The sequence below is a fragment of the Paenibacillus sp. FSL R5-0744 genome (assembly GCF_037972555.1).
Taxonomy (GTDB): Bacteria; Bacillota; Bacilli; order Paenibacillales; family Paenibacillaceae; genus Paenibacillus_AQ.
Genome location: NZ_CP150228.1, coordinates 2808446 through 2833567, shown reverse-complemented (window position 1 = coordinate 2833567; position 25122 = coordinate 2808446). Strand labels below are relative to the sequence as shown.

At 43.2% G+C, this 25122-nt stretch carries 27 protein-coding genes and 1 riboswitch; of the genes, 9 read left to right on the top strand and 18 right to left on the bottom strand.

What is annotated here, in order from left to right; genetic code table 11:
• Positions 1–148: 148 nt before the first annotated feature.
• Positions 149–967 carry an AraC family transcriptional regulator gene (locus MKY19_RS12295; protein ID WP_042187534.1) on the top strand — a complete coding sequence of 273 codons (819 nt, stop codon included), beginning with the start codon at positions 149–151 and terminating at the stop codon, positions 965–967.
• Positions 968–1077: 110 nt separating this feature from the next.
• Here the strand turns inward: MKY19_RS12295 and MKY19_RS12290 are convergent, their stop codons facing one another.
• Both MKY19_RS12290 and MKY19_RS12285 read right to left on the bottom strand, forming a co-directional pair.
• Positions 1078–1809 (bottom strand): class I SAM-dependent methyltransferase, encoded by a 732-nt coding sequence (locus MKY19_RS12290; protein WP_339803091.1) that lies wholly within the window; start codon positions 1807–1809, stop codon positions 1078–1080.
• A gap of 61 nt (positions 1810–1870) precedes the next feature.
• Positions 1871–2077: a hypothetical protein gene (locus MKY19_RS12285; RefSeq protein WP_339270743.1), complete on the bottom strand. Its 207-nt coding sequence runs from the start codon at positions 2075–2077 to the stop codon at positions 1871–1873.
• A 145-nt stretch (positions 2078–2222) separates the two neighbouring features.
• On the opposite strand from MKY19_RS12285, the gene MKY19_RS12280 reads away from it, so the two are divergent.
• Entirely contained in the window at positions 2223–2903 is a 681-nt protein-coding gene (locus MKY19_RS12280; RefSeq protein ID WP_042187527.1) for a TIGR00266 family protein, read from the top strand.
• A gap of 366 nt (positions 2904–3269) precedes the next feature.
• Here the strand turns inward: MKY19_RS12280 and MKY19_RS12275 are convergent, their stop codons facing one another.
• Positions 3270–3743 carry a transcriptional repressor gene (locus tag MKY19_RS12275; RefSeq protein WP_042187525.1) on the bottom strand — a complete coding sequence of 158 codons (474 nt, stop codon included), beginning with the start codon at positions 3741–3743 and terminating at the stop codon, positions 3270–3272.
• Between the two features lie 321 nt (positions 3744–4064).
• Here MKY19_RS12275 and MKY19_RS12270 point away from each other — a divergent pair, with 321 nt between their 5' ends.
• Complete coding sequence (locus tag MKY19_RS12270) at positions 4065–4727, top strand: S-layer homology domain-containing protein (protein ID WP_042187523.1); 663 nt, start codon at positions 4065–4067, stop codon at positions 4725–4727.
• Positions 4728–4820: 93 nt separating this feature from the next.
• On the opposite strand, the gene MKY19_RS12265 is transcribed toward MKY19_RS12270, so the two are convergent.
• The 3 genes from MKY19_RS12265 to MKY19_RS12255 are packed head-to-tail and all read right to left on the bottom strand — an operon-like array spanning position 4821 to position 7144.
• The gene (locus MKY19_RS12265) at positions 4821–5573 is read right to left on the bottom strand and encodes an amino acid ABC transporter ATP-binding protein (RefSeq protein ID WP_042187521.1); all 753 of its coding nucleotides are present in this window, start codon (positions 5571–5573) and stop codon (positions 4821–4823) included.
• Between the two features lie 14 nt (positions 5574–5587).
• Entirely contained in the window at positions 5588–6256 is a 669-nt protein-coding gene (locus MKY19_RS12260) for an amino acid ABC transporter permease (protein WP_042187519.1), read from the bottom strand.
• 51 nt (positions 6257–6307) lie between these two features.
• Positions 6308–7144: an amino acid ABC transporter substrate-binding protein gene (locus MKY19_RS12255; protein WP_339803087.1), complete on the bottom strand. Its 837-nt coding sequence runs from the start codon at positions 7142–7144 to the stop codon at positions 6308–6310.
• Between the two features lie 223 nt (positions 7145–7367).
• Positions 7368–7471, top strand: a riboswitch (TPP riboswitch).
• Positions 7472–7738: 267 nt separating this feature from the next.
• On the opposite strand from MKY19_RS12255, the gene MKY19_RS12250 reads away from it, so the two are divergent.
• Genes MKY19_RS12250 through thiE form a run of 6 tightly spaced genes read left to right on the top strand, consistent with a single transcriptional unit; the run spans position 7739 to position 12550 of the window.
• Positions 7739–8434: an ABC transporter ATP-binding protein gene (locus MKY19_RS12250; RefSeq protein WP_339803084.1), complete on the top strand. Its 696-nt coding sequence runs from the start codon at positions 7739–7741 to the stop codon at positions 8432–8434.
• Positions 8415–9188 carry an ABC transporter permease gene (locus tag MKY19_RS12245; RefSeq protein WP_339803081.1) on the top strand — a complete coding sequence of 258 codons (774 nt, stop codon included), beginning with the start codon at positions 8415–8417 and terminating at the stop codon, positions 9186–9188. The genes MKY19_RS12250 and MKY19_RS12245 overlap by 20 nt, the downstream gene beginning before the upstream one ends.
• Positions 9185–10219, top strand: coding sequence for an ABC transporter substrate-binding protein (locus MKY19_RS12240; protein WP_339803078.1), 1035 nt, complete (start codon positions 9185–9187; stop codon positions 10217–10219). The genes MKY19_RS12245 and MKY19_RS12240 overlap by 4 nt, the downstream gene beginning before the upstream one ends.
• A gap of 40 nt (positions 10220–10259) precedes the next feature.
• On the top strand, positions 10260–11054 hold the full coding sequence (gene thiM, locus MKY19_RS12235) for a hydroxyethylthiazole kinase (protein ID WP_339803075.1): 795 nt from the start codon (positions 10260–10262) through the stop codon (positions 11052–11054).
• Positions 11055–11076: 22 nt separating this feature from the next.
• Positions 11077–11904, top strand: coding sequence for a bifunctional hydroxymethylpyrimidine kinase/phosphomethylpyrimidine kinase (gene thiD / locus MKY19_RS12230; RefSeq protein ID WP_042187509.1), 828 nt, complete (start codon positions 11077–11079; stop codon positions 11902–11904).
• A complete protein-coding gene (thiE, locus tag MKY19_RS12225; protein WP_143764012.1) occupies positions 11894–12550 on the top strand; it encodes a thiamine phosphate synthase in 657 nt (218 codons plus the stop codon). Before thiD ends, thiE begins: the two co-directional genes overlap by 11 nt.
• Here thiE and MKY19_RS12220 read toward each other — a convergent pair.
• The 12 genes from MKY19_RS12220 to MKY19_RS12165 all read right to left on the bottom strand — a co-directional run bounded on the left by MKY19_RS12220 (position 12531) and on the right by MKY19_RS12165 (position 25112).
• Entirely contained in the window at positions 12531–13223 is a 693-nt protein-coding gene (locus tag MKY19_RS12220) for a pseudouridine synthase (RefSeq protein WP_339803072.1), read from the bottom strand. The two genes, thiE and MKY19_RS12220, sit on opposite strands and share 20 nt — an antisense overlap.
• A 114-nt stretch (positions 13224–13337) precedes the next feature.
• Positions 13338–13520 carry a DUF3934 family protein gene (locus MKY19_RS12215; protein ID WP_042187505.1) on the bottom strand — a complete coding sequence of 61 codons (183 nt, stop codon included), beginning with the start codon at positions 13518–13520 and terminating at the stop codon, positions 13338–13340.
• Positions 13521–13635: 115 nt separating this feature from the next.
• A complete protein-coding gene (locus MKY19_RS12210) occupies positions 13636–14034 on the bottom strand; it encodes a hypothetical protein (RefSeq protein WP_339803068.1) in 399 nt (132 codons plus the stop codon).
• A 116-nt stretch (positions 14035–14150) separates the two neighbouring features.
• Positions 14151–15236, bottom strand: a complete 1086-nt coding sequence (asd, locus tag MKY19_RS12205) for an aspartate-semialdehyde dehydrogenase (protein ID WP_339803065.1) — start codon at positions 15234–15236, stop codon at positions 14151–14153.
• 125 nt (positions 15237–15361) lie between these two features.
• Positions 15362–15964: a response regulator transcription factor gene (locus MKY19_RS12200; RefSeq protein ID WP_042187498.1), complete on the bottom strand. Its 603-nt coding sequence runs from the start codon at positions 15962–15964 to the stop codon at positions 15362–15364.
• On the bottom strand, positions 15964–17100 hold the full coding sequence (locus MKY19_RS12195) for a sensor histidine kinase (protein WP_042187496.1): 1137 nt from the start codon (positions 17098–17100) through the stop codon (positions 15964–15966). The genes MKY19_RS12200 and MKY19_RS12195 overlap by 1 nt, the downstream gene beginning before the upstream one ends.
• 161 nt (positions 17101–17261) lie before the next feature.
• Positions 17262–18326, bottom strand: coding sequence for a fatty acid desaturase (locus MKY19_RS12190; protein WP_339803061.1), 1065 nt, complete (start codon positions 18324–18326; stop codon positions 17262–17264).
• Between the two features lie 169 nt (positions 18327–18495).
• A complete protein-coding gene (locus MKY19_RS12185; protein ID WP_339247532.1) occupies positions 18496–20094 on the bottom strand; it encodes a response regulator in 1599 nt (532 codons plus the stop codon).
• Positions 20095–20110: 16 nt separating this feature from the next.
• Entirely contained in the window at positions 20111–21457 is a 1347-nt protein-coding gene (locus tag MKY19_RS12180; protein ID WP_042187490.1) for an extracellular solute-binding protein, read from the bottom strand.
• 33 nt (positions 21458–21490) lie between these two features.
• Entirely contained in the window at positions 21491–23215 is a 1725-nt protein-coding gene (locus tag MKY19_RS12175) for a sensor histidine kinase (protein ID WP_339803057.1), read from the bottom strand.
• Positions 23216–23298: 83 nt separating this feature from the next.
• Entirely contained in the window at positions 23299–24162 is an 864-nt protein-coding gene (locus MKY19_RS12170) for a carbohydrate ABC transporter permease (protein ID WP_094868591.1), read from the bottom strand.
• Positions 24159–25112, bottom strand: coding sequence for a sugar ABC transporter permease (locus MKY19_RS12165; RefSeq protein ID WP_042187483.1), 954 nt, complete (start codon positions 25110–25112; stop codon positions 24159–24161). The genes MKY19_RS12170 and MKY19_RS12165 overlap by 4 nt, the downstream gene beginning before the upstream one ends.
• Between the last annotated feature and the right edge of the window lie 10 nt (positions 25113–25122).

The window sequence follows — 25122 nt, the reverse complement described above, 5'->3', positions numbered from 1 at the left end:
GCTAATATCGACTCCGTATAGCGTGGATGGTCGATTTCTTTCTTTATTGCTTAGGTACATAGTAATATGAAAGCGTATATAATAAAATGAATAATATGATTAAAACATGAACAATCTGATTATCATTTCTAGACATCAAGGAGGACACATGAATCAATCAACTACCTGTCACGTTTTATCTGCTGGATTTTCCTTTCACCGCAAACCTTTTCATATGTCACATAGCCATGGAAATCAGAACTATTTAATTCGTCTGCAAACAGAGGGCCGAAGCCGAGCAATGATCGACGGTGTGATGACTCCAGTGGAGAGCGGCGATATCATGCTGTTTGCTCCTAATGATCCTTACTATTTAATCATTGATAAGGAAGAGTATCCTGTAGGTAAGCCGCGGATTGAAAGCGGAGATTATCATATTTTTTGTGAAGGAACTTGGATTGTTGAATGGTGGGAACGTGCTCAGAGACCCTCACTCTTAAGTGTGCCACTGAGTGAGAATTTCCTCGGCTTATTTCGTCAGCTGATTCTTGAGCACAGACGTCTTTCCGATTTCTCACCAGCGATATCTGCCTGTTATCTGCAAATCCTGTGTATGGAAATCGACAGACTCATTACAGATCAGCCAGCGATTACGCCTAAAGGCTATCTAGCTTACCGAATGAAGCAATATGTTGAGGAGCATGCAACCTTACCTTTTCTGTTGGAGGATGTTGCCGCACATGTAGATATTTCCGTCTCCCGTGCCGTTCATTTATTTAAGGAGGCCTTCGGGACCAGTATTATCAAATATGTAAATGATGTCCGGCTAGAGATGGCAAGAGAACGAATCACCTTCAGCCCGATGCCGCTGGAGCAAGTAGCAGAAACCTGCGGTTTCGCGAACTATACTTATTTTCACCGTGTATTCCGAAGTCGTTTCGGCATGTCCCCTAGACAGTACCGTGTACACAGCAGAACTCAAGTATAATATAGAGGTGAATTGCATCAACAAAAATAGGGCTATCCCTGTAGTAGATAAACTACTACGAGGATAACCCTCGCTTCTATATTCAAACAATACTCATGTTAATGAGATGATTATTCTTTTTCAGCTGAAATAATCAGGAACATCGGCCTGCGATCCTCGTCCTTCATCCACGAATCATTGCTCATTTCATCAGAAGGCTTAGGCTCCTTAACTGCTTTGATAGCAAACCCGGCTCCAATCAAGTCATTGAAGTAGGTTGAGATTGTACGATGATATTTAATCACATTTTCTGTTAAGAAGGTCGTTTCACGCAACCCCTCAGACTGATAATGATCTACAGGCCAATGAAGACGATTGCCTTGGTCATCCACATACCAATCCTGTTCATTTCGAGAAGTAAAGATGGGATGCTCCACTGAAAATATAAAGCTGCCGCCTGGCTTAAGGTAAGTATGAACCTTGCGACAAATAGCTTCAAAAGACTTTACATAATGCAAGACCAATGAACTGATGACCACATCAAATTGTTCGCTCGCAAATTCAATATCTTCAATCGGCATCTGGATATAAGAAATAGCTGGATCGTCTGTTTTTTCACGCGCTTCTTGAAGCATTTTTTCAGAGATATCTACGCCAACGACTGAGCTTGCCTGCTGCTCGCGTGCATATAGACAATGCCAGCCAAATCCGCAGCCTAAATCAAGAACACTTTTATTATGTAAGTCTGGGATCAGAGGTTGTAATACATGCCATTCTCCAGCTGCTTCAAGCCCACCAATGGAACGAGGCATTTGTTTATAGGCTGAGAAGAAATTCGTATCGTCGTATTTATTTTGTTTCATCAGTTATATATCTCCAATCCATAATGTCTTTCATCAGTATATTCTTAGTGACGCATTATTTTCAAATCGCCAAATGAAAAGGAGCATCATCTTGGAAGATCCGCTCCTTGTGTTTGTTCTTATTCAATTGCTGTTGTTTGCTCGGCGTTAACCGTACATGCTGTGAAATGGCGCTATAATCCCCATTGGATCTGCGACTTTGAGCTGCGCACCAGGTTCCTGAGCGCTCTGCCTTTAACAAGGCTTTTTGAGTCTTGGTTCGTGCCATGTGGCACCACTCTCCTATTCATAGATGAACTATTAGACAACTACAGTTTAACATAATACAGACTATGAGCGCAGCCAGAATTCCGTTACAATGAGATCACTGCTAGTTTTCTTACTTATCTAAATAGATTCGGAGGTTTTTAGTGATGAAATACGATGTTTTGTACGAGGGTGCTTTTGCAATGTTAAAGGTATATTTGGACCCCGGCGAAAGCGTTAAAGCTGAGATGGGCGCAATGGTTGCCATGTCTCCTAACGTAGAGTTAAAAGGAACGGCTGATGGAGGCGTAATGCGCGGTCTGGGAAGAATGCTGAGCGGTGAAAAGTTCTTCTTCCAGGAACTCAGAGCTATCCGTGGTCAAAGTGAGGTCCTACTGTCTCCTGGATCATTGGGTGATATCCAAGCTATCGAATTAGATGGATCCTATAAGCTGTTAGTTCAAAAGGACGGATTCTTAGCCGGTACGGAAGGCATTCAAGTAAATACCAAAATGCAAAATTTAACACGCGGACTTTTCTCTGGTGAAGGCTTCTTCATTGTAGAAATCAGCGGCAGAGGAACAGTATTCCTGTCCTCCTTCGGAGCGATCCATGCCATTAATTTAGCACCTGGTGAAGAGATGATTATCGACAATGGACATCTCGTCGCTTGGCCAGATTATATGGACTATAAGGTAGAAAAAGCAGCCTCGGGTTGGCTGAACAGTTTAACCAGTGGTGAAGCGCTTGTCTGCCGATTCCGCGGAGAAGGTGTAATCCTCGTTCAGAGCCGTAACCCTGGGAGCTTCGGAACGTGGATTAAATCCTTCGTGCCCACTCGAAGCTAAGAAGAATGACATAGAATTTCCCGTAAGTAGGATTTCCTTTAACAGTTTAAAAGGCATTGTAGCGCTTCTCTGGTTTTTAAGAAGCGCTGCTTTGCGTGCAAATTAAGGAATATCTCCCTATAATCCAGAGATTTCTGCGTAATTGACTACTAATTAGGGAAATCCTCCCTATAATTCCACTGATTTGTTGTGAAATATAGATATTTGTCCGATTTATAGGGAGGATTTCCCCATTTCCATTCGTATCGGGCAATTATCAGTTATTTAGAGGGAGTTTTTCCCTAATTCTTTTCCGAAAAAGAAGCTGCCCCCTAAGTAGTACTTACTACTTCTGAGACAGCTTCTTCTTTTAATTAGAAAGCGGGATTATGAGACCGCTTTGTTTGCTTTTTCTTTTTTGCAGCCTGTTCGTTTACATGTGTCATAAGTACCCTTGAAATCTAGGCGGTGATCCGTGACGTTAAAGCCGTATTCACGTTCCACTCTTTTCTCCAGCTCCACTAGCCAGTCATCCTTAATTTCCTCCAACCTGCCGCACACGCTGCATATCAAATGATGATGCATGTGAGAATGATCATTCCCGCGCAGATCGTAACGAGCGACTCCATCTCCGAAGTTCATCTTTTCTACAATGTGAAGCTCGCATAAGAGCTCAAGTGTACGGTATACCGTTGCCAGCCCTAAATGCGGATAACTGTTCTTGACAAGCATATATACTTCTTCTACGCTGAGATGATCTTTCTCATTGTCGAGCAATATGTTCACTATGGCCTCACGCTGGGGCGTTAATTTATATTTTTGCGCCGCAAAAAGCTGACTGATATTTGAAATTTGATCCATTTAATCTCCTACCTTCCCGGAATGATTTAACATCCGTATCCACTGAGACGCACCCATTTATGCATCAAAACATTAAACGTAAATAGTAATCTTTACGATATAATCATATCAAAAATAATCACGAATGAATAGAGCCTGACATCATTATAACATTTCAGCTCTCTTATCCAAAGTTCTTTCATCCATTCCTGCCTATTTTTCTGCCAAAATCTACTTTTTCGTGAAATATTATAGGTTTGACCGCAACCTTTCCATATTTTTCTGCGTTTAAGTTTGTGATAGCGGCCACGAGGCCTATCCATACAACGAGGTGAAATAACCATGAATATGAAAAAAAGAACGTTAGCCGCGATTACAACCGTTACGATTCTCTCCTTCTCTTTGGGTGGCCAAATATTTGCAGCCGGAAATACCTTTAAGGATATTGATAATATAAACGGCAAAGAAAAAATTATTTCTTTAAAAAATCAAGGCTTGATCAAAGGGGTTAGTGAATCCCAATTCTTGCCCAGCTCCAAAGTAACAACAGCACAAGGGATCCAGTTCATTTCGGGTGGACTCCAGCTTAGTCTCGCGGCTATTGATTTCAACAAAGCTCCCGTTGCTAGCGGCTTGTTCACGAAAGTCAAGGATAAAGCTTGGTACGCTGAAGCCTTTATCAATGCGTATTACAATCATGTCGAGCTTCCTAAGGACATTGATCCAACCAAAACAATGACCAAAGAAGAGTTCACCAATTATCTAGTGCAAGGGGTCGAAGGCATTGGGAATCTGCCGATGATCAATATAGTGCCCGTAGATATCGCTGACGATGCTGCGCTTAACCCCTCTTATCAAGGCAGTATTCAACGTTCGCTTAAATACAAGATCAATAGTTTAGACGCTAATGGGAAGTTTAATCCGAAAAGTGAAATCACTCGCGCCGAAGCTGCGATTATGCTCTATAATGCTTTGGAATTTCTGAAGACTGGTATTAAATCCTAACCTAGAACCGACGCACCACTAACATTAAATGTTAAACAAGAAAAAGCAGCCCAGGTATAGTCCTGAACTGCTTTTTTGCGTCTTGATCTTCTTCTATACTTCTTCTCCACTAATTCTGTTCAGAAATTGTAGAGCACGAGGATGCTGCGGATGCTCAAGAACTTCTTGCGGAGTCCCTTGCTCTAGAATATGGCCTCCATCCATCAGAATGATCCGGTCAGCCACATCCGCAGCAAATTTCATCTCATGGGTCACTATCACCATAGTCATTCCCTCTGCCGCTAACTGTTTAATAACCTTAAGCACTTCCCCCACCAACTCAGGATCAAGCGCAGAGGTAGGCTCATCGAACAACAGCACCTCTGGATCTACTGCCATGGCACGAGCGATAGCTACCCGTTGCTGCTGGCCACCAGACAGTTGGTGCGGATAAGCATCCGCTTTGTCCGCCAAGCCAACTTTAGTTAACAACTGAAGGGCACGTTCGCGTGCTTCGTCCTTGGATCGTTTCTGGACCGTCACCTGCCCTTCCATCACGTTGCCTAGTGCAGTCATATGCGGAAAAAGATTATAGGACTGAAAGACCATCCCTGTTTTTTGGCGTAATGCCAAAATGGACTTCTGGGGGATTTTCTTGTTATCCGTGAAATTAATTTTAATATCACTGAGCGATAGGCTTCCTTGATCAGGGACTTCAAGCAGATTAAAGCAGCGTAAAAGCGTTGTTTTGCCTGAACCCGATGGGCCAATAATGACCAGTACCTTGCCATGTTCCATTTCGAGATCAATGCCCTTTAATACCTGCAGCTCACCGAAGGATTTATGCAAATTAAGTATTTCAATCATAATTGTCTCCCCCTTTAGCTCGCAGAGTAACGACTCAGTCGTTTCTCCAAGTAATTTTGCAGTGCTGATAACACTGAGCAGAATAGTAAATAGAACAATCCTGCTTCGCAATAGATCAGCAGTGGCTCATAGGAGGTGGAAGCAACCTGCTGTGCTGTTCTGAACATCTCCGTATAGGTAATGGTCGCTGCCAGTGAAGTGTCTTTGACCAAGCTAATAAAGGAATTCGATAACGGCGGTACAGAAACACGGGCAGCTTGTGGCAGTATAACGCGGCGCAGTGCCTGGGTACGAGTCATCCCAACGGAGAAGGCCGCTTCCCACTGACCTTTATGTATAGACAGGATAGCAGCACGTATAATTTCTGATGAATAAGCCCCTACACTAAGCGTAAATCCAATGGTTGCGGCTATGAAAGGGTCTAGCACGATTCCAACTGCCGGCAAACCATAGAAAATAATAAACAGTTGCACCAACAAAGGGGTTCCACGAATGACCCATACATAAAAGCGAGCGATCAGCTTCGGAAGTACCCACGGGGAGAGACGAGCTAATGCAGTCAATATCGCTAAGATCAGTCCAAGTGCAAATGATATCAATGCCAAAGGAATGGTAAAAGCCACCCCAGCTTTTAGCAGGGGTAGCAGTGAATCTAAGAAAATTTGTATTTTGCGGTCATCCATTTTTAGACATCCTTTTTTGGTTCCAAGCTAGTTAGCTTCTGAAACCTTGTATTATTTTGAAACGTCAGCACCAAAGTATTTCTCAGAAATCTTTAAGTATGTGCCATCGCTCTTCATTTCAACTATTGCATCACTCACTACTTTTACCAACTCATCGTTGCCTTTTAAGAAAACAGCTGCGCTTTGCGAACCGTCAGGAATCTCATCTACCACTTTTATTTTCACATCAGGCTTTTGCTTTTTCAGGTCCAGATAAGACAAACCATCATTTACAGTCGCATCAATACGGCCTGAGGTCAATAGGTCCATCGCTTGATTGAACCCGTCTGTAGCAACGATTTCAGCACCGTTCTCACGGGCGATATCGGACAGGTTACTGGTTAGAGATTGTCCGGCTTTTTTACCCTTAAGATCTGCAAATGTTTTGATATCCTCATTGTTTTCACTCACTATCAATACCGCTTTAGATACGATATACGGTTCAGAGAAATCATATTTCACTTTACGATCTTCATTAATGGATACTTCGTTAAAAATAACATCAAAACGCTTGGCATCCATCCCAGCAAAAATACCGTCCCACTGTGTCTCAAAAAATTCTGGTTCAACACCGAGGCGCTTCGCTACTTCCTCAGCAATTTCTACGTCAAAGCCGGTCAGTTTTCCCGAAGCGTCATGATAAGTAAAGGGAGCATACGTCCCTTCTGTTCCTATACGCAATTTGCCGCTAGCTTTAACAGCTTCCAGGCTGTTTTGCTCAGTGGCTGTATTTCCACCATTCGTTCCAGCTGAAGAATTATTAGAAGTATCGGTATTCGAATTATTGCCGCAGGCCGCTACAAACACCACGGTTAACGCCAATAGAATAGTTAAACTTAGTTTTTTCATTATTAATTCCCCTCTCTTTACCCGGAATTCATCCGGTAAATTGTATACTACACTGGCTGCTGTTTACCGTCAATGGTTTTTTCCGATTATATACATCGGAATTGTAATATTAGGTAAATCTCTACCCTTATATTACCCATTCTTAGAATAATCCTTCACAAGATCCTCTCTTTACATCTCAGAAAGATATGGTATATTTATAAACAAATTAAATATGGACCTGTTATTTCACTAGGGGAGTCGGCCGACTGAGACGGAGCTTCAAGCTCCGGACCCTTGGAACCTGATCTGGATCATACCAGCGGAGGGAAGTGGAGCAGAATTTTCATCCCATGCATTTTTAGTGTTCCTATGCTGAATGAACTTTTTGACCCATTTATTTCCCACCGGAAATGAATGGGTCTTTATTTGTTTACAATCAATCACAAAACTTAAGCGTAGGCTTCCGAAGCAAATTTTGTACGATGCTTTCCAAGAAGCCAACGCTCACAAAACTTTTTAGGAGGTTCGATCATCACGACAATCCTATCCATTCAAGGCTTAACCTACTCCTTTCCGGAATCAGAACAACCCCCTGTATTCGCAGATCTATCCATGGATATCAGGCAAGGTGAGTTTGTTTCTGTCATTGGGGTTAGCGGATGCGGAAAAAGTACGCTTTTCAAAACTATAGCAGGCTTGCTCGAACCCACTCATGGGAAAATAATAATTCATTCGAACTCGTCATCCTCTACTCGCTTAGGTCAGATCGCATACATGCCTCAGCAGGATTTGCTGCTTCCTTGGAGAACCGTGCTCGACAACTGTCTTTTGCCCTGGGAGATTAAACCAAGGTTTAGTAAACAACAGACGATCTCTCACATTCGGGAAATGCTGTCACGCTTCGGTTTGGCCGATGTAGAGAGGGCTTATCCCCATGAGCTATCGGGTGGCATGAAACAGCGAGTCGCATTTCTTCGAACGCTTGTAGCTGGCGGCGGGGCCGGTCTTATGCTGTTAGATGAGCCATTTGGAGCGCTCGACGCTATGACCAAACGTGAGATACACCGTTGGCTGTTGGAGCTTTGGGATGAGCTGGATCAAACAGTGATGCTCATCACCCATGATCTAGAGGAAGCGCTGTTACTAAGCGATCGGATTTATTTATTGTCTGGAGGCATGCATAGTGAATTACAGGAGATCGTCGTTGATTTACCGAGGCCAAGATATTACAAGATGAACTATGAACCCCGGTTTATAGCGTTACGGGAAAAGTTGGAGCGGAGACTGTATGCATCCTATACCTTTTAAAAAATATTTAAACAATTACGGCCCCTTCATTCTACTGCTATTGTTCATTCTTGTGATCTGGGAATCAGCTGTTCGTCTTCACTTGATTCCAGCCTTTATCCTACCTGCACCTTCTTCAATAGGTATCGCATTGATCGAACACAGGCAATTACTCAGACCGCATTTTATGGCGACACTGCAGGAAATATTGGTAGGTTTTGTTCTCTCGGTTATCTGTGGTTCACTGCTGGGCACCGGAATGTTCTTATTTCGCCCCCTTGAAAAGGCCATCTATCCGTTCCTTATTATCAGTCAGACGATCCCGTTAATCGCGCTATCCCCCATTTTTATTATGTGGTTCGGGTATACGCTGTGGAGCAAAGTGGCTGTTGTGTTTCTAACTGCTTTTTTTCCAGTCGTTGTGAGTACATATGACGGACTTCGTACAAGTGGTCAAGCCTACAAAGACTTATTGTTAACATTTGGCGCAAACCGCTGGCAACTGCTTGCTAAAACCCAAATCCCGCTGGCGCTGCCCTCTTTTTTCTCAGGACTAAAGCTATCCATTGTGTACTGCGTGATTGGAGCAACCATCGGCGAATGGCTTGGAGGAAGCAAAGGACTCGGTTACTTTAGCCGAAGGATGGCCGGAAATATGCAAAGTGCCGAAATGTTCGCCGCTGTATTTCTGTTGTCCGCGCTCGGTGTAGTGTTGTTTCTGATGATAGCTCTGCTCGAACCATTATTTTTAAAGAAAAGAGGATCTAAGCAATGAATGATTTGAATTTCCAAAGAAAATGGCTTATTCCCGTATTTCTCATATGTTCACTCCTAATCTTCACCAGCTGCGGAAAAGCATCCAATGTAAGTAGTCCTCCTGCTAATTCATCTAATAACGAAATTAAACAAACGCACAAGCTGACGATTATGCTCGATTGGTATCCCAATGCCGTTCACTCTTTTTTATATGCTGCTGAGCAGAATGGTTATTTCCAAGAGGAAGGTCTGGACGTAGAGATCCAAATGCCCGCAGACAGCAATGACGCACTGAAGCTTGTAGCAGCGAATCAAATCGATTTAGCGCTTAGTTATCAACCTCAGGTGCTCATGGCACGCAGTGAGAACATTCCAGTACGTTCGATTGCAGCGATTGTGAGACATCCGCTTAATCATTTAATGGTACCTCAGGCTAGTGACATTCATAGTCCAAAAGACCTCACAGGTAAACAGATTGGGTATTCTTCCATTCCTCTTTATGAAGCCATGATTCGTACGATGATCCAAAACGATGGGGGTGACCCTAAGGCTAGCAAATTAATCGACGTAGGCTTTGACCTTATTCCGGCGATTGCGACGGGGCAAGTGGATGCCATTATGGGAGGGTTCATTAACCACGAACAATTAATCTTGGAAAAAGAAGGTCATCCCGTGAACTCGTTCAATCCCACGGATTACGGAGTCCCCGATTATTATGAGCTAGTCCTTGTCGCCAGCGATCAAGGAATACAAAATTCTGAATCCTATTTCAAAAAGTTTGTAAATGCAATTACAAAAGGACAACAATTTGTGCAGGATAATCCGGAAAAAGCGTTAAATTTGCTGCTTGCACACGAAGATGAGACCTCTCCACTCGATAAGCAAATTGAAGAGAAGAGCCTGGCGATTCTACTACCGCTAATGAATGCGGGTGATCAAGATTTTGGATATCAAGCGCCAGCGTCTTGGGAGAAGGTTAGACAGTGGCTATCGGACAATGATTTACTGTCTACTGACATCGAAGCTGAGGATGCTTTTATTAATCTTTAAACATTAACTATTCGCTAATAAAACTTGAGGAGGAATAATCATGAGTTATCTATCCAAAGTACGGGAATCCAATCCACTGGTCCACAATATCACCAACATCGTCGTAGCCAATTTCTCAGCCAACGGTCTTTTGGCGCTCGGTGCCTCCCCCTTTATGGCGGATGCTCACGAGGAAGTGGTCGATATCGCCGCATTTTCATCTGCCGTAGTTCTAAATATCGGCACACTGAATGACTACGCCATTCAATCCATGGTGCTCGCGGGACAATCTGCGAATAAGCACAGCGTTCCCTTAGTTCTTGATCCAGTGGGTGCGGGAGCCACTTCTTATCGAACAGCGGTCACTCAAAAGCTAGTGAATGAGATGCAGATTACCGCTCTACGTGGCAATGTAGCTGAAGTTGCCAATGTCATTGGTAAAAGCTGGTCTATTAAAGGGGTAGATGCAGGCGAAGGGGATGGCGACGTAGTCGTCTTGGCTGAGACAGCCGCGCGGAAGTTAGGCTGTGTAGTTATCATCACCGGAAAAGACGATGTCATCACAAATGGAGATAACACCTACATTGCCAGCAACGGTCACCCTATTCTAACGAAAGTAACGGGAACCGGTTGTCTGCTAAGTGCAGTAGTCGGTGCATTTCTAGCGGTAAGTGAAGGAGCATCTCTTGAAGCCGCAGTCGAAGCCCTCTCCTTCTATGGAGTGGCTGCTGAAATCGCCGCTGAACTAACGACTGGACAAGGTCCGGGTAGCTTTCAAATCGAGTTTCTAAATCAATTGAGCTTGGTCACAGCTGAAACTTACCAAGATAAATCAATAATCAAGCAACTCAGATAACAACCCTAAGGAGTGAACAATGATGATATCTAAAGCTTTAACTATAGCCGGCTCGGATAGCGGTGGTGGCGCTGGCATCCAAGCAGATCTAAAAACCTTTCAGGAGCTTTCTGTATATGGAATGAGTGCTCTTACGGCTGTGACAGCCCAGAACACCCTCGGAGTTCAAGGCGTTTATCCGTTGACACTGGAAGTTATTACTCAGCAGCTTGATTCCATTGGACTTGATCTGAAGCCGGATGCTGTGAAGACCGGGATGCTTTTTAGCAGTGACATTATACGTATCGTAGCAGAGAAGATCCAGCAATACAGCTGGCGTAATCTTGTAGTTGATCCTGTGATGGTTGCTAAAGGAGGTTCCACGCTGCTACAGCAAGAAGCTGTTCAGTCCTTAATCAATCATCTCCTCCCGCTAGCCTTAGTGACGACACCCAATATTCCAGAGGCTGAAATGATTACCAACAGAAGCATCACTACTATAGACGATCGTAAAGAAGCAGCTAAAATAATTCATGCCATGGGCTCTAACTATGTAGTGCTAAAAGGTGGGCATGATACTTCAACTAAGGCTGTTGTGGATCTCCTATATGATGGTCACGAATTCATCTTTATGGAGAGTCAACGAGTTCAGACTAGACACACGCACGGCACAGGCTGCACCTATTCAGCAGCAGTCACTGCCGAGCTTGCCAAGGGCAAAACCGTTCCCGAAGCAACACACATAGCTAAAGCTTTTATACAAGCGGCGATTGAAGACGAGCTGGGCATAGGGGCTGGACATGGACCTACGAATCATTTTGCATATCAGAATAGATTGCGAGGGATGAACCTTGAAGCAAATAGACAGTGATCAACTGCGGGATTTATTAAAAGTCTATTTCATTATGGGCAGTGTGAATTGTCGGATAGCCCCAGCCAAGGTATTAAAAGAAGCCGTCGCGGGAGGCATAACGATGTTCCAATTTCGTGAAAAAGGTACGGGGGCATTAACTGCCCAAGTTAAATTTAATTTAGGAAGACGGCTCCAAAAGATATGTCGTGCTAACGGAGTCCCTTTTATCGTTAATGACGATATTGATCTAGCCATCGCCCTTGATGCGGACGGCATTCATGTAGGACAAGATGATACCCCTGCGCTAGCGATTAGGCAGTTGCTTGGCGAGGATAAGATCGTTGGTGTGTCCGCTCATTCGCTCGCCGAAGCTCGGCAGGCGATAGCGGATGGAGCCGATTATCTGGGCATTGGTCCTGTTTATCCTACCTCTTCCAAGGAGGATGCCCAAGCTGTTCGAGGCACATCAGTTATTGAAGAAATACGAAACAGCGGCATTACGATTCCTTTGGTTGGCATAGGCGGGATCACAGTGCACAATGCAGCACCAGTACTAGCTGCGGGTGCGGACGGTATCTCCGTTATCTCAGCTATTGCGGGCGCTGAAGACATCACCTTGGCAGCCAGAGGATTTGTTCACGAAGTTAATTTAAGCGGGTCATAAGCTCACTCAGCTCTTCTCCGCTCAAATGCCGCCATTGTCCTCGCTCCAAACTATCAAGTGTAATATTCATGATTCTTATACGCTCTAGCTTTAGTACTCTATATCCTAACTCCTTGCACATTCTGCGTATTTGCAGATTAAGGCCTTGAGTTAGAATAATTCTAAACTGACATTCCGCGATCCGAGAGACCTCACAAGGTTTTGTTGTGACGCCAAGAATATCCACACCACTAGACATGGCATGTATGAATTCTGACGTTATTGGCTTGTCTACATGAACTACATATTCTTTTTCATGCCCATTCTCGGAACGCATCATTTTGTTTACGATATCTCCATCGTTGGTTAACAAAATGAGGCCTTCCGAGTGTTTATCTAATCTGCCGATCGCAAAGATCCGTGAGGGATAACCTACAAAATCTATAATATTCCCAGCTACATTTGGCGCAGCTGTACAGGTGATGCCTATCGGTTTATTCAGCGCGAGGTATACCGGCTCCCCTTTACTGCTTGTTATGGGCTCTCCATCAATCCATACGATATCCTCTGGCTCTAAAAGAATATTCGCATCACAGACGATGCCGTTAACAGCGATCCGCCCTGCGGCAATGAGTCGTTTCGTTTCCCTTCTGGAACAGAAGCCTGTTTCGCTTATATATTTATCGATTCTCACTGATAATCCTACTTTCCTTCTGATACTGATACTTGCATCTATCCATAAAAAAACACCTGATTTTAACGATCAAAATCAGATGTTAACCTTCAGGAATAATTGATTTCAAGGGAGCTATTTCGAGCTTCCGCTTTTTTTCACGTTATTGCCCTTGCTTCCACTTGCATCTTTAGCGCCTGGACCCGTGGTTGGAGCACCTTTTGCAGGTTTAACTGGCTTTGCTGTTTTGTTCCAGCGTGTCCAGCCCTTACTCCCCGTACCTCTGCCCGTACCGCCACCTTTACTTTTTGCACCCATCTTATCACTCCGTCAGTCATTCAGAATTCGTATAGTTTATACACTTCATCTATTTTACCACACTCTCAAACTTTCTGTTTAAGTAATAGCTCAGCTTCGTCTAACGATACTCTGATTAGTATTTAGCATCTTTATTCATTTCATGAATATCAAAGGTATCTTCATGTATTTCAATGGCAATGACAGTACCCTCTTTTTCGAAAAATTGCACATGCCCTAATCGCTTGTCCTCCAGCTCCACCCAGCCAGCATCCTCTAATTTATTAAAGTAGTGGTCAGGTCGACAGAGACCTTGTTCTCCCCCTATATTATCCAATTTGTATTTTACGCCTATTTTTATATTGGGGTTACTTGAAGTTGTTGTCACTTCGATTTCCTTTGCTTTCTTAGGAATAGGAATTTCAGCATTTATAGAAGATATTCCGTACTCTTGCTCCTCTTGAGTTGATGATGTACATCCGCTTGTGAATAGTATTAAAGGTAACCATATAAAAGTTAATAAATATTTATACAAGTATATCAGCTCCTTCCCCAACTTATTTTACCAAATCAATCCATTAAAAAACACCCCACCAAAGACTAAGCTTTGATGAGGTGTCTATTTCGAATCAGCTTTACAGCTCATCCATTTTATTTAGGCTGAATATAACCTTCTGCTTTCAGAAGCTCAGCGATCAATACAGCACCGCCAGCTGCTCCGCGCAGTGTGTTATGGGAGAGACCTACGAATTTGTAATCATAGATGGCATCTTCGCGAAGTCTGCCCGTTGATACGCCCATACCATTCTCAATATCACGATCCAGTTTGGTCTGTGGACGGTTCTCCTCTTCGAAATAAGTAATGAACTGTTTAGGGGCGCTAGGCAGTTCAAGCTCTTGAGGACGTCCTTTGAAGTTATTCCAGAGTTTCAGAATCTCTTCTTTGGATGGCTTTTTCTCAAAAGAAACAAATACAGCAGCCATATGTCCATCCGCTACAGGCACACGGATACACTGCGAAGTAATGGTTGGCGCTTCACTTTTTACGATACCTTCTTCTTGCACGCTTCCCCAGATGCGCAACGGCTCTTGCTCGCTCTTCTCTTCTTCGCCACCAATGTAAGGAATCACGTTGTCCAGCATTTCAGGCCAGTCAGCAAAAGTCTTGCCCGCACCCGAAATTGCTTGGTAAGTGGTGACTACAACTTTAGATGGGTTGAATTCTTTAAGTGCATGAAGCGCAGGCACATAACTTTGAATGGAGCAGTTAGGTTTAACCGCAATGAAACCAGTCTCAGTGCCCAGACGTTTTCTTTGCTGCGCAATAACCTCAAGATGCTCTGGGTTAATCTCAGGAATGACCATAGGCACGTCCGGTGTCCAACGATGCGCTGAGTTATTAGAGATAACTGGAGTGCCTGTACGAGCATAAGCTTCTTCGAGCGCTTTAATCTCTTCTTTTTTCATGTCTACTGCGCAAAAGATCAGGTCTACGTCCGCAGCTACTTCTTCTACCTTAGAAGCATCTTGAACCATAATATTCTTCACGTTCTCAGGCACTGGAGTGGATAGCTTCCATCTGCCCTTGGCCGATTCTTCATACGTTTTCCCAGCAGATTTCGCACTGGCAGCAATCGCAGTTACTTCAAACCAAGGATGATTCTCTAGAAGGGCAATAAAACGTTGTCCTACCATACCTGTGCCGCCAACTATGCCGGCTCTTAGCTTTCTTGACATCAGAAAATACACTTCCTTTTGATTAACTGTCCTATTGTGAATAATAGGCCGATAATTAATGATATACGGGTCGAGAACATTTGGCGAGTGTTAACATCAAAATAACATTAAAAAATTTAATATTTTCATTTAAACCAGCCTTTTTCCTTAAATCGAGTGATCGCTTCAATCCGATTTCCCACATCCAGCTTATCGAGGATAACAGAAATGTAGTTCCGTACCGTACCAGTGGTAATGTACAGCTCGCTGGCAATTTCTTTCGTATTTTTGCCATCGGCGATCAGGCCGAGTACTTCCTTCTCCCGCTGAGTCAATGGATTGACTTCACCGCTGTAGGCTTCATCCATCAGCTCCGGTGCATACATGCGTCTGCCTGCCATAACATTCCGGATAGAGAGTGCCAGCTCTTCACTAGGACTGTCCTTCAGTAAATAAGCATGGACACCCGCTTTGAGCGCACGTTCGAAATATCCCGCCCGGGCAAAAGTCGTTAATATCATCGTTTTGCAGCCGCTAGTCTTCAGCGCTTCTGCAGCGTCGAGACCACTCATCGCCGGCATCTCAATATCCATAATACAGATATCCGGTTTAAGCTGCTGAACCATCGCTACAGCTTCTTCCCCATTGCTTGCTCGGCCCACGACCTTCATATCCTCTTCTAAATCGAGTAAAGAAGCCAACGCCCCGAGGAGCATTCGTTGATCCTCAGCGATTACAATTTTAATCATTATAGGATGACCTCCTGTTCCTGATGTTTGAATGCATTGGGTACTTTAATTACAATTGTAGTCCCACTATCTCTCACGATGTCCATACAGCCATTTACGAATTCAAGACGCTCTCTCATGCCTTGCAGGCCATGGCCTTTAAAATAAAGATCATTCCCAGGTATACCAGTCCCATCATCTTTTACTTTAATGACTAGATCCGTCCGTGAGGGTTCAATCAGTATAGAGCAAGACTTTGCTGCACTGTGCTTCACAACATTTGTGACGGCTTCCTTTATACACATACTAAGGACATTCTCGGTAATCAATGAGGTATTGGTCAGCTTCGGATTCCCTTCCAATGTGAAATCAATCTCCGCAGCTGCAAGGAACTGCTGAATATGAACCAGTTCATCTTCAAGCCGAATGCCACGCATCCGCGTTACCATTTCCCGAACCTCTTTCAGCGCACTTCTCGCCGTTTGTCGCACATCATTGATCTCTGCTTTTGCTTGGGTAGGATTAGAGTCGATTAGCTTTCCTGCCAAATCACTCTTCAGACCAATTAATGAAAGCTTCTGACCTAATGTATCATGAAGATCTCGCGAAATTCGTTGTCGTTCTTCAAGCTTAACGAGTTCGGATATCCGTTTATTGGCATCTTCCAATTGGTCTTGCAGCTTCTCTTGATTGTTACGGTTGTAGGTAGTGATAGGTAGAAGAATTACTGCAATCATACTAACAAGTACGAACGGAAGTTGACTAATAAACACTGAATTACGCGAGAGCAGCTCATAATTGATTGTAATGATCGTAGTTAACAGATGAATAGAGTACAGTGTGAAGAACCCTACTCGATTCTGTATATTCCCAATAAAAAAGGCTAGAAAAAGTGCAAAATACATATATCCGAACAAAAGCGTCATTGTTATAGAAACTATAATTTGGACACTCGTCCAGAAATAAACCAGCCACCCCTTAGAAACAAAGGAAAGCACATAACAAACAAAAAATACAGCAATCATCAAGATTCCCCAAACTACTTGGTAGGTAGAGGAGGAGCGAAATATAAAATAAAACGGTAGAATGTAAAAAACGACCCACACATAAGGGCTGAGACCTGTGCTTTTATGAAAAATATGATGCCACTTTTGCATGACCGCTCTCCTTTTTACCATACATTACTCTCCTTATTCTAGCACAAATTCAGTGGAAATCTGTTGAACCACTACGATAAATAGAAAAAGATTAGAGCCACGAATGATTTCTCCGGCTCTAACCTTTCTTTATACTCCTATTTTGTTCGAACCTATAGTTATTATTCTCCTTGGAGTCTAGTCTTATGAACTTGCAGGACTTCTCCCGCTACCTTAGGTTTGCTTAGTCTCGACTTTACCTCTTTAAAGCTGATGAAGCACTTATTCTCCTCATCCCAAAGACGGAAGTGTAGAGCCTTCAAGCTAGTGCTAAGCGTTATGGTTGTCGCCTTTTGCAATGGTGGCGTTGCATTATGTGCTTTTTCTAAATTATAGTTGGGTACCTTTGGACTTAAATGATGGACATGGTGGAACCCGATGTTCCCTGTAATCCATTGCAATAGCTTAGGTAGCTTGTAATATGAGCTTCCCTCTACTGCAGCCATAACATAACTCCACTCCGATTCATTCTCGAAGTAGGAATCCTCGAACTGATGCTGAACATAGAACAACCATATTCCGAGAAAACCGGATACAAAGGCTATTGGCAATTGCACCATGATAAAGGCTTGCCAGCCGATCGCCCAAATAAGCAATCCGTAGAGAGCTGCGATAGATACATTTGTTAAATAGGTATTCATCCGTTCTTTACGTCTAGCGCCTTTAGCATTAAAGCGATATTGAATCATAAAAACAGCAATAGGTCCTAAACCGAACATCACGAGTGGATTACGATAAATCCGGTAATACAGACGTTTCCAGGATGAAGCTGCTTCATATTCATTGACAGTCATAATCCATATGTCACCAATCCCTCTTTTATCGAGGTTACTGGAGCTGGCGTGATGAATGGAATGACTATGCTTCCACTGCCGATAAGGAACAAGTGTCAGTACACCTGTAATCGTTCCGATAATGTCATTCGCTCTACGATTTTTAAAGAACGAACCATGTGTGCAGTCATGGAAAATAATAAAAGTTCGGATTACAAATCCTGCTGCAGGAATGGCCAACAAAAGGGTGAGCCAGTAGGAAACGGATAAAGAGAAATAAGCTCCGCCCCATAACAGCACAAGTGGCCCTAAAGTATTAATGAGCTGTCTTATGCTCGCGTTGCGGTCGTTTTTTTCGTAAGGGGCTACACTTTTTTTAAGACTGGAGAGCTGTGATGTCTGTTTTGTAGTCATCTTTATCGTTTCCTCCTTGATGTGTCTGGCTAAGGATCTTTTTATCTATCCTAAGTATAGGAGATAAAGTGTCATCCTATAAGTCATAAACATCAAGTAAAGGGTATGATAAATGTCATACTTATGCCCTATTTTCCCCCTTTTGCTATGCAATCCGTGTACTTCTTCGTTAATTAACCTGCCTCGTATGCTCTTCACGATATTCCGTAGGCGTCTGACCGCTAGCTTTTTTAAAGACTTGAGTAAAATATCGTGGATCCTGATAACCAACTAGTGGAGCGATCTGATATACCTTCACATTACTACTTTGCAATATATCCTTCGCCTTCTCCATTCGACAGTGAGTCACATACTCCAAGAACGTATAGCCTGTTATTTGTTTAAATAAAGTACAAAAATGACTGACACTAAGATCGGCAAGCTCCGATACTTCTTCAATACTTAAGTCTTTATAGTAATTACTCTCGATATAACGTTTCGTCTTCTCGATGGAACTGCGTGTGTCTTCCCGATTCACAGGTTTACTACCTTGATCCAATCGCTCCCCAAATTCTTCCTTCAACGCAGACATCATTTCACTCAAGGTAACCAAATGGTGCAGCTTACTTAGTAATCCATGTAGAGACCAATCCGAATTTAGATTCAAATGTTCAAAATGTCTGTATAACACAACAACCATTTCCACAAGAAGACGTTCTGCTATCTCTTTAGGAATAGCTTGAGCCTCAATATATAATGCCAACTCATCAAACAATGATGACATTTGGTTTCTATTCAAGGTACGAATACTCTCTATCAACGAGGTCTCCAGTTCTTTTGGATATTTCACTTCTGTATTGCCTGCGAAGGTTGTTTCCTCATCTATATACACCCCGGCAAGACCATAATAGAAACGTTGATACAAAGCCTTCGCAGCCAATGGATACACCGTACTTAATTGATCAATCCCTTGTGTACAGCGGCTGATTCCTACAGAGCAGCTTAGCTTGGAGTATCTTTTGATCCCTGTAATTAAATGTTCACCTAGTTCTCTTCTGCTCGCGCTTAAAGATCCAGGAAAGAGCAATATCCACTCCCCGTTATGAAAAGGAAAGACTGTAAGTACTCCATGTTCCAGCGACCACTCTTCAACAATATTACGGATCGCAAACAGCCACAGCCGCTTTTCTTCCACACTCCACTGCCCAGTAAGCACAGAATAATCATCCAATTGGACAACAGCCATGAAATATCCACTCTCAAGTTCACTGTTCTCCAGCCATTTCAGGTGTTCAAGCGGCCTTGCATTTCCCAAAGTAATTTCAGCAAACATCCGTTCACGAGCTAGCATCGACAGCATCTGAACGGAATGCATCATCTGATCGTTCTCTTTTTGCTCATCCAGCCTCGTTTTCGCTCGGTATAGCATTTCAACCAGTTCGTCATGGTCGATGGGTTTCAGCAAATAATCAAAGGCTCCTTGACGCAAAGCTTCTCTCGCATATTCAAACTCCCCATAACCACTAATAAAGATAAATACCAGCTTAGAATTCTTTGGTAATACTTCCTTCATCAAAGTGATTCCGTCAATCACAGGCATACGGATATCGCTGATTATAATATGCGGTGTAGTTTCTTCTATTAAGCGGAGGGCAAGTTCTCCATTTCGAGCCTCTCCCACAATTTCCATCTGGAGATCATCCCATGGAATAGCTACTTTTAGACTACGAAGAATAATCGGCTCATCATCTACGAGCAGTACTTTATATTTCTCTTCTATCTCATCCATTCCAGCACCTCCATGCTTATTGAACACTTGAGTTTTGGATCAGATTCCAGTATTCCATCGATGATGCCTGCACTAGCTTTAAAGCGTGATCTGCAGACATTTCTTCGTTAATCATTTTTTCGATGACACTTAGGAACATTTTCTTAACTTCAGGTGATAATACGTTATCGTAAGGCACAAAGCTCTTGCGGTTCACTTCCATCATTTCCATCACTTGCGCGAATACCGGACCGGTCTTCTCCGGATCAAAGGCAATACGAATGGATGGAATTCTCAGTCCTTCATATACAATTCGGGTCTGAACTTCCTGCGTGTAAAAAGCCTTCATAAGATCCAAAGCGGCTTCCCGTTTAGCTCCATTTAGTTCGGAGGAAAGACCGATGCCGATGGTATATCCCCCCGCAATCGAAGGCTCCTCTCCTTGCTTCAAGGCAGGAAATGGAATAACGCCTACCTCATTCTGAAAATCAGCTGGAGCCGCACTACCAGAAAATAAATTGATATCCCAGTTCCCGTTTAAATACATCGCAGCCTTGCCGCTTGTAAACAATCCGACTGCATTTTCAGTTGAGAGATCATTAGACTGAGTACTGAAGGCTCCTTCTTTTATCCATTGATTCAAATGCTCGAAAGCCTTTAAATAGGACTCATTCTGAAAGCTTGCTTGATCCTCACCTGTGATTAGCTTCTGGATCAGCTCGGAACCAGCATAACGATCCATTAAATAATGTGCAAAGATCCCGGCAGGCCAACGATCCTCGTTCCCAAGTGCAAACGGAATATATCCTCCAGCCTTGAGCCCCAGTATGACATCATCGAGTTCTTGAAGCGTTGTAGGCGCCCCGAGACCAAGCTTGTTGAAAATAGTCTTATTGAAATACAGTGGTTCAGCGTTTCCTTCGATGGGCAATCCATAAATATGGTTGTCAAAGGTCCATAGATGCAGATCCTTGAATTGATTGGTTAGACCGTTTTCTCGGACAAAATCAGTCAGATCAACCAGCCGATTGGAGCGCACGTACGGCTCTATTTCAGCTCCACCAAATAAGACAAACATATCTGGTGGCGTGCCAGTAACCATTTCGCTTTTCAGTTTTTGTTCACGGTGAATCGTCTGGTCTAGTCCTTCAAAATTGACCTTCACATTCGGATGCGCAATTTGGTATTTATCCACGATCTCTTCAAAGATAGCCAATAGTGGCCGATCATGCTCTTTGATCCAGAAATGACGGAAGGTCAGCGTTATTTTTTCTGGTGAGTTATCTTCAATCGGTTCGTGATCTCCTAAAGTAATAAATAGAACAGCGCCAGATATCAGCACTAGATATATCCACATCCAGCCCCACTTCAATAACCACTTCATGTCAATCTCCCCCTGTTTCCTCTGTATGATCGATTATGGCAGTATTTTTGGTATTCGGATTCGAATCGTTGAACCAAATCCAGGGGATGAACACACAAGTAAGCCATATGGACTGCCAAATCTGATATTCAGGCGCTCATGAACATTCTTAAGCCCTACGCCACTGTCACTATATTTCTTCTGGCCGCCTCCCTCGTTATCCCATAGATTCATCATCTTGGCTAAGTCGAAGCCCGGACCGTTATCTTTTACGATAATGATCATATCCGTACCCATTTCATAGGCTGTGATTTCTATGATTCCAGGGTCCTCCATCGGCTCAATCGCATGGTACAATGCATTCTCTACAATGGGCTGAACAATCAGCTTTTGAGTCATAAACGTTCTAAGATTCTCAGGAAGATTTATAATATACGAGAATTTATCCTCGAAACGAAACTTTTGAATATCCAGATAATGGCGAACATGTTCAAACTCCATTTGCAGAGGTATCAGCTCTTGATTCTGACTAATACTGATTCGCAGCAGCTTGCCGAGTGAAATGACCATTTTACTAATATCTTTATTACCTTGCAGCACGGCCATCGAATTAATCGATTCTAGTGAATTATAAATAAAATGAGGATTAATCTGCGCCATTAATGCCTTCATTTCCGCTTCCTTTTTGCGACCCTGCTCCGTCTGCACTTGCACAATCAACTCGTTGATCTGTGTGCTCATCCGGTTAAAGCCATCAATCAGAAAATCACTTTCATCATCCGCACGATAACGTGTAGTGATAGGTGTAAAAATCCCCTGCTTCACCCGCTTCATCCCGTTGACTGCGCTGTTAATGCTATAAACGAGCCTTCTAACAAAATATCGGTCAAACAAAATGGCGGATAACAATGAAACCGTACTCAAAATAATCGCAATATTACGAATAGATATAGATTCCGAAGAGATTAGATTCATCGGTGTAATCGCTGCCAAATACCAGTCTTTATTATGTGAAGGAAGGAAGGTTATGAGTGATTTTTCCCCCTGATAGTTGTCGATGTAATAGTTTTGTTCCTTGGCATAATCATTTTCTAAAAAAGGGAACTCCGTGCGCTGCCCAATATGTTCACCGGATTTGTTAAAAACGATATTCCCCAGCTTGTTCACCAGCAGAATATCACCCTTCTTAAGAGTTGCTGCTTCCCAGAAAATCTGATCCAGTAAATCAGGCTTAACATTAACGACCAAATAGCCTATATCTTCAAGAGAATAATAATCTTTGATTACTCTGGCTTGCACAAGTACCGGATGGCCCGATAACGCCGAACCGTTCTCACCAGGTCCTGACCATACAGGGCGACCCTCAGCACTTTCCATAGTATGAAACCAGCTTTGCTTCTTCATCTCCTCAAAGGACATCGGCGCATTGTATTGATAAAGCAACCGATCTTTACTATATAAACTAAATGAAGTAATCATCGGATGATTAATGAGTAAGTTGTTGAGTTCCTGCTTGCGATCATAGGTGAGCACAAAGTTAGACTGCTTGAGCGATTGTTGAATAACCGGTTGTGTGATCGCAGAATTTGAGATCGAGGAGATCTCACTAAGGGCGAATTTGAGCTTTCGATCCGTTTCGAGCAGTGAAACCCAGTAGAAGTTACTTGATTTTTTCTCCATAGCGTTAGAGAAGTTAACGTAAGTAACAATCCCCATCAGAATCACTGGAATAAAGACGAGAAGAATAATAGCGAACAAGATTTTACGGCGGAGCTTCATGGTATTCCCCTTCCCCCTGCTGTCTCTGTCCTCTAGTATTCTTCACGAAACCGCCCATTCCCTTGTAAATGTTAAAAGTAAAATCAGCTCTTAATAGCTCCTGAGGTTAGTCCTGCAATTACCCAACGACTAAATAACAGGAAGACGATCAGCAGTGGCAAGGTCGCCGTAAACGTAGCTGACATGATCATTCCATAATCCAGACCGTCGCGATTGGAGAATAACTGCTGGAGCGCGATTTGTATTGTAAAATGTTCTTGGTTCTTTAACACGACCAAAGGCCAGAAGAAGTCATTCCATACGGTCATAAAATTCAGTATGCCTAGAGTTGCCATAGCTGGAGTGATAACTGGAATGGCGATGTTCCAGAAGATCCGGAAATGTCCTCCGCCATCAATCCGTCCAGCTTCGATCAGTTCCGTATGTACAGCTGTAGAGATATACTGCCGCATCCAAAAGATCCCAAAGGCATTAACCATTGCAGGAACAATCAGCGCCTTGAAAGAGTCGATCCAGTGGAGCTTGGCCATAATTACATAAGTAGGTAACACACCAAGCTGCTGGGGTACAAATAGAGTGGCAATAACAAAGTAAAATAGAATATTTTTAAACGGGAATTCATATTTAGCAAAAGCATAACCAGCCAGTGTACAGAAAAATACGACCGATATGGTTACCATAGACGAGACGAATAATGAGTTTCCAAGGGCTTGGAAGAAATCCGTTTTATCCAGAACCCGCTGGAAATTATCAAAAAACTGGTTCCCAACCGTAAGCAAAGGGGGGACATGGAATACTGCGCCCCTATCATTTGTGCCAACTACAAACATCCAGTAAAAAGGAAAGATGGACACGAGTGCACCAAGAATCAGAATGAGATAAAATCCTACTTTGCCGAAAATCCCAAGATCATCCGGATCTTTTTTTAATAGACGCACAGTACTCACGCTTTACCCCCTCCTGTATCTCCACCCATGCGGCTTGAAACCAGCATATTAAGGACAGAAAATATAATCGTGACCACAAACAGCAGGACTGCCGTAGCCGCCGCCGTACCGAAGAATCCATTGCGGAATGCCTCGCTGTACAAATAGGTAACCATAGTGATGCCTTCCTGACGTGTAGATCCCGTTCCTGATTGTCCTAAGAATACATAAGGCTCAGTGAACAGCTGCAGGGCGCCTATAGTCGAGAGCAAAGTGACAAATACGATGAACGGTTTCAGTAATGGCAATGTAATGAAGGTTAATTGTTGCCTTCTGTTCGCTCCATCAATACGGGCTGCTTCATACAAATCCGTCGGAATACTTTGAAGTCCTGATAGAAAAATAATGGCATTATACCCTGTCCAGCGCCACATCACCATGGTTGAGATCGCGATTTTGACCCCCCACCAGCCAGAGTTGAAGGCCACACTATCAAGCCCTAAACCACTGAGCATCCAGTTGATCATCCCGTTGTTCCCAAACAGCGTACTAAACACCAGGGTAACCGCAACGATAGACGTAATATTGGGCATGAAAAAGAGAACACGGAACGTTTTCTTGAAACGAGTCATCCCCGAATTCAACAATACGGCAATCAAAAGCGCCAATAGGATCTGTGGAACAGTTCCGAGCAGTCCCATAATTAAGGTGTTGCTAAAAGAAATCCAAAAGGTAGGGTCGCTTGTGACCAATTCATAATTTTTCATTCCTACGAATTTCATAGGATTCAAGGCATCCCATTTAAAGAATGAGAGGTAGATCGTAAAGAAGATCGGATATAGTCCAAATATCGAGAACAGAATAAAAAAAGGAGAAATGAAAGTATAAGCGGTGATGCGGCTCCTTCTTTGTTCAGTTAAAAACGGGCGCTTGCTCTCGGCATGCGGACTCGAAATAACAGGCTCAGCCATGTCACACCTC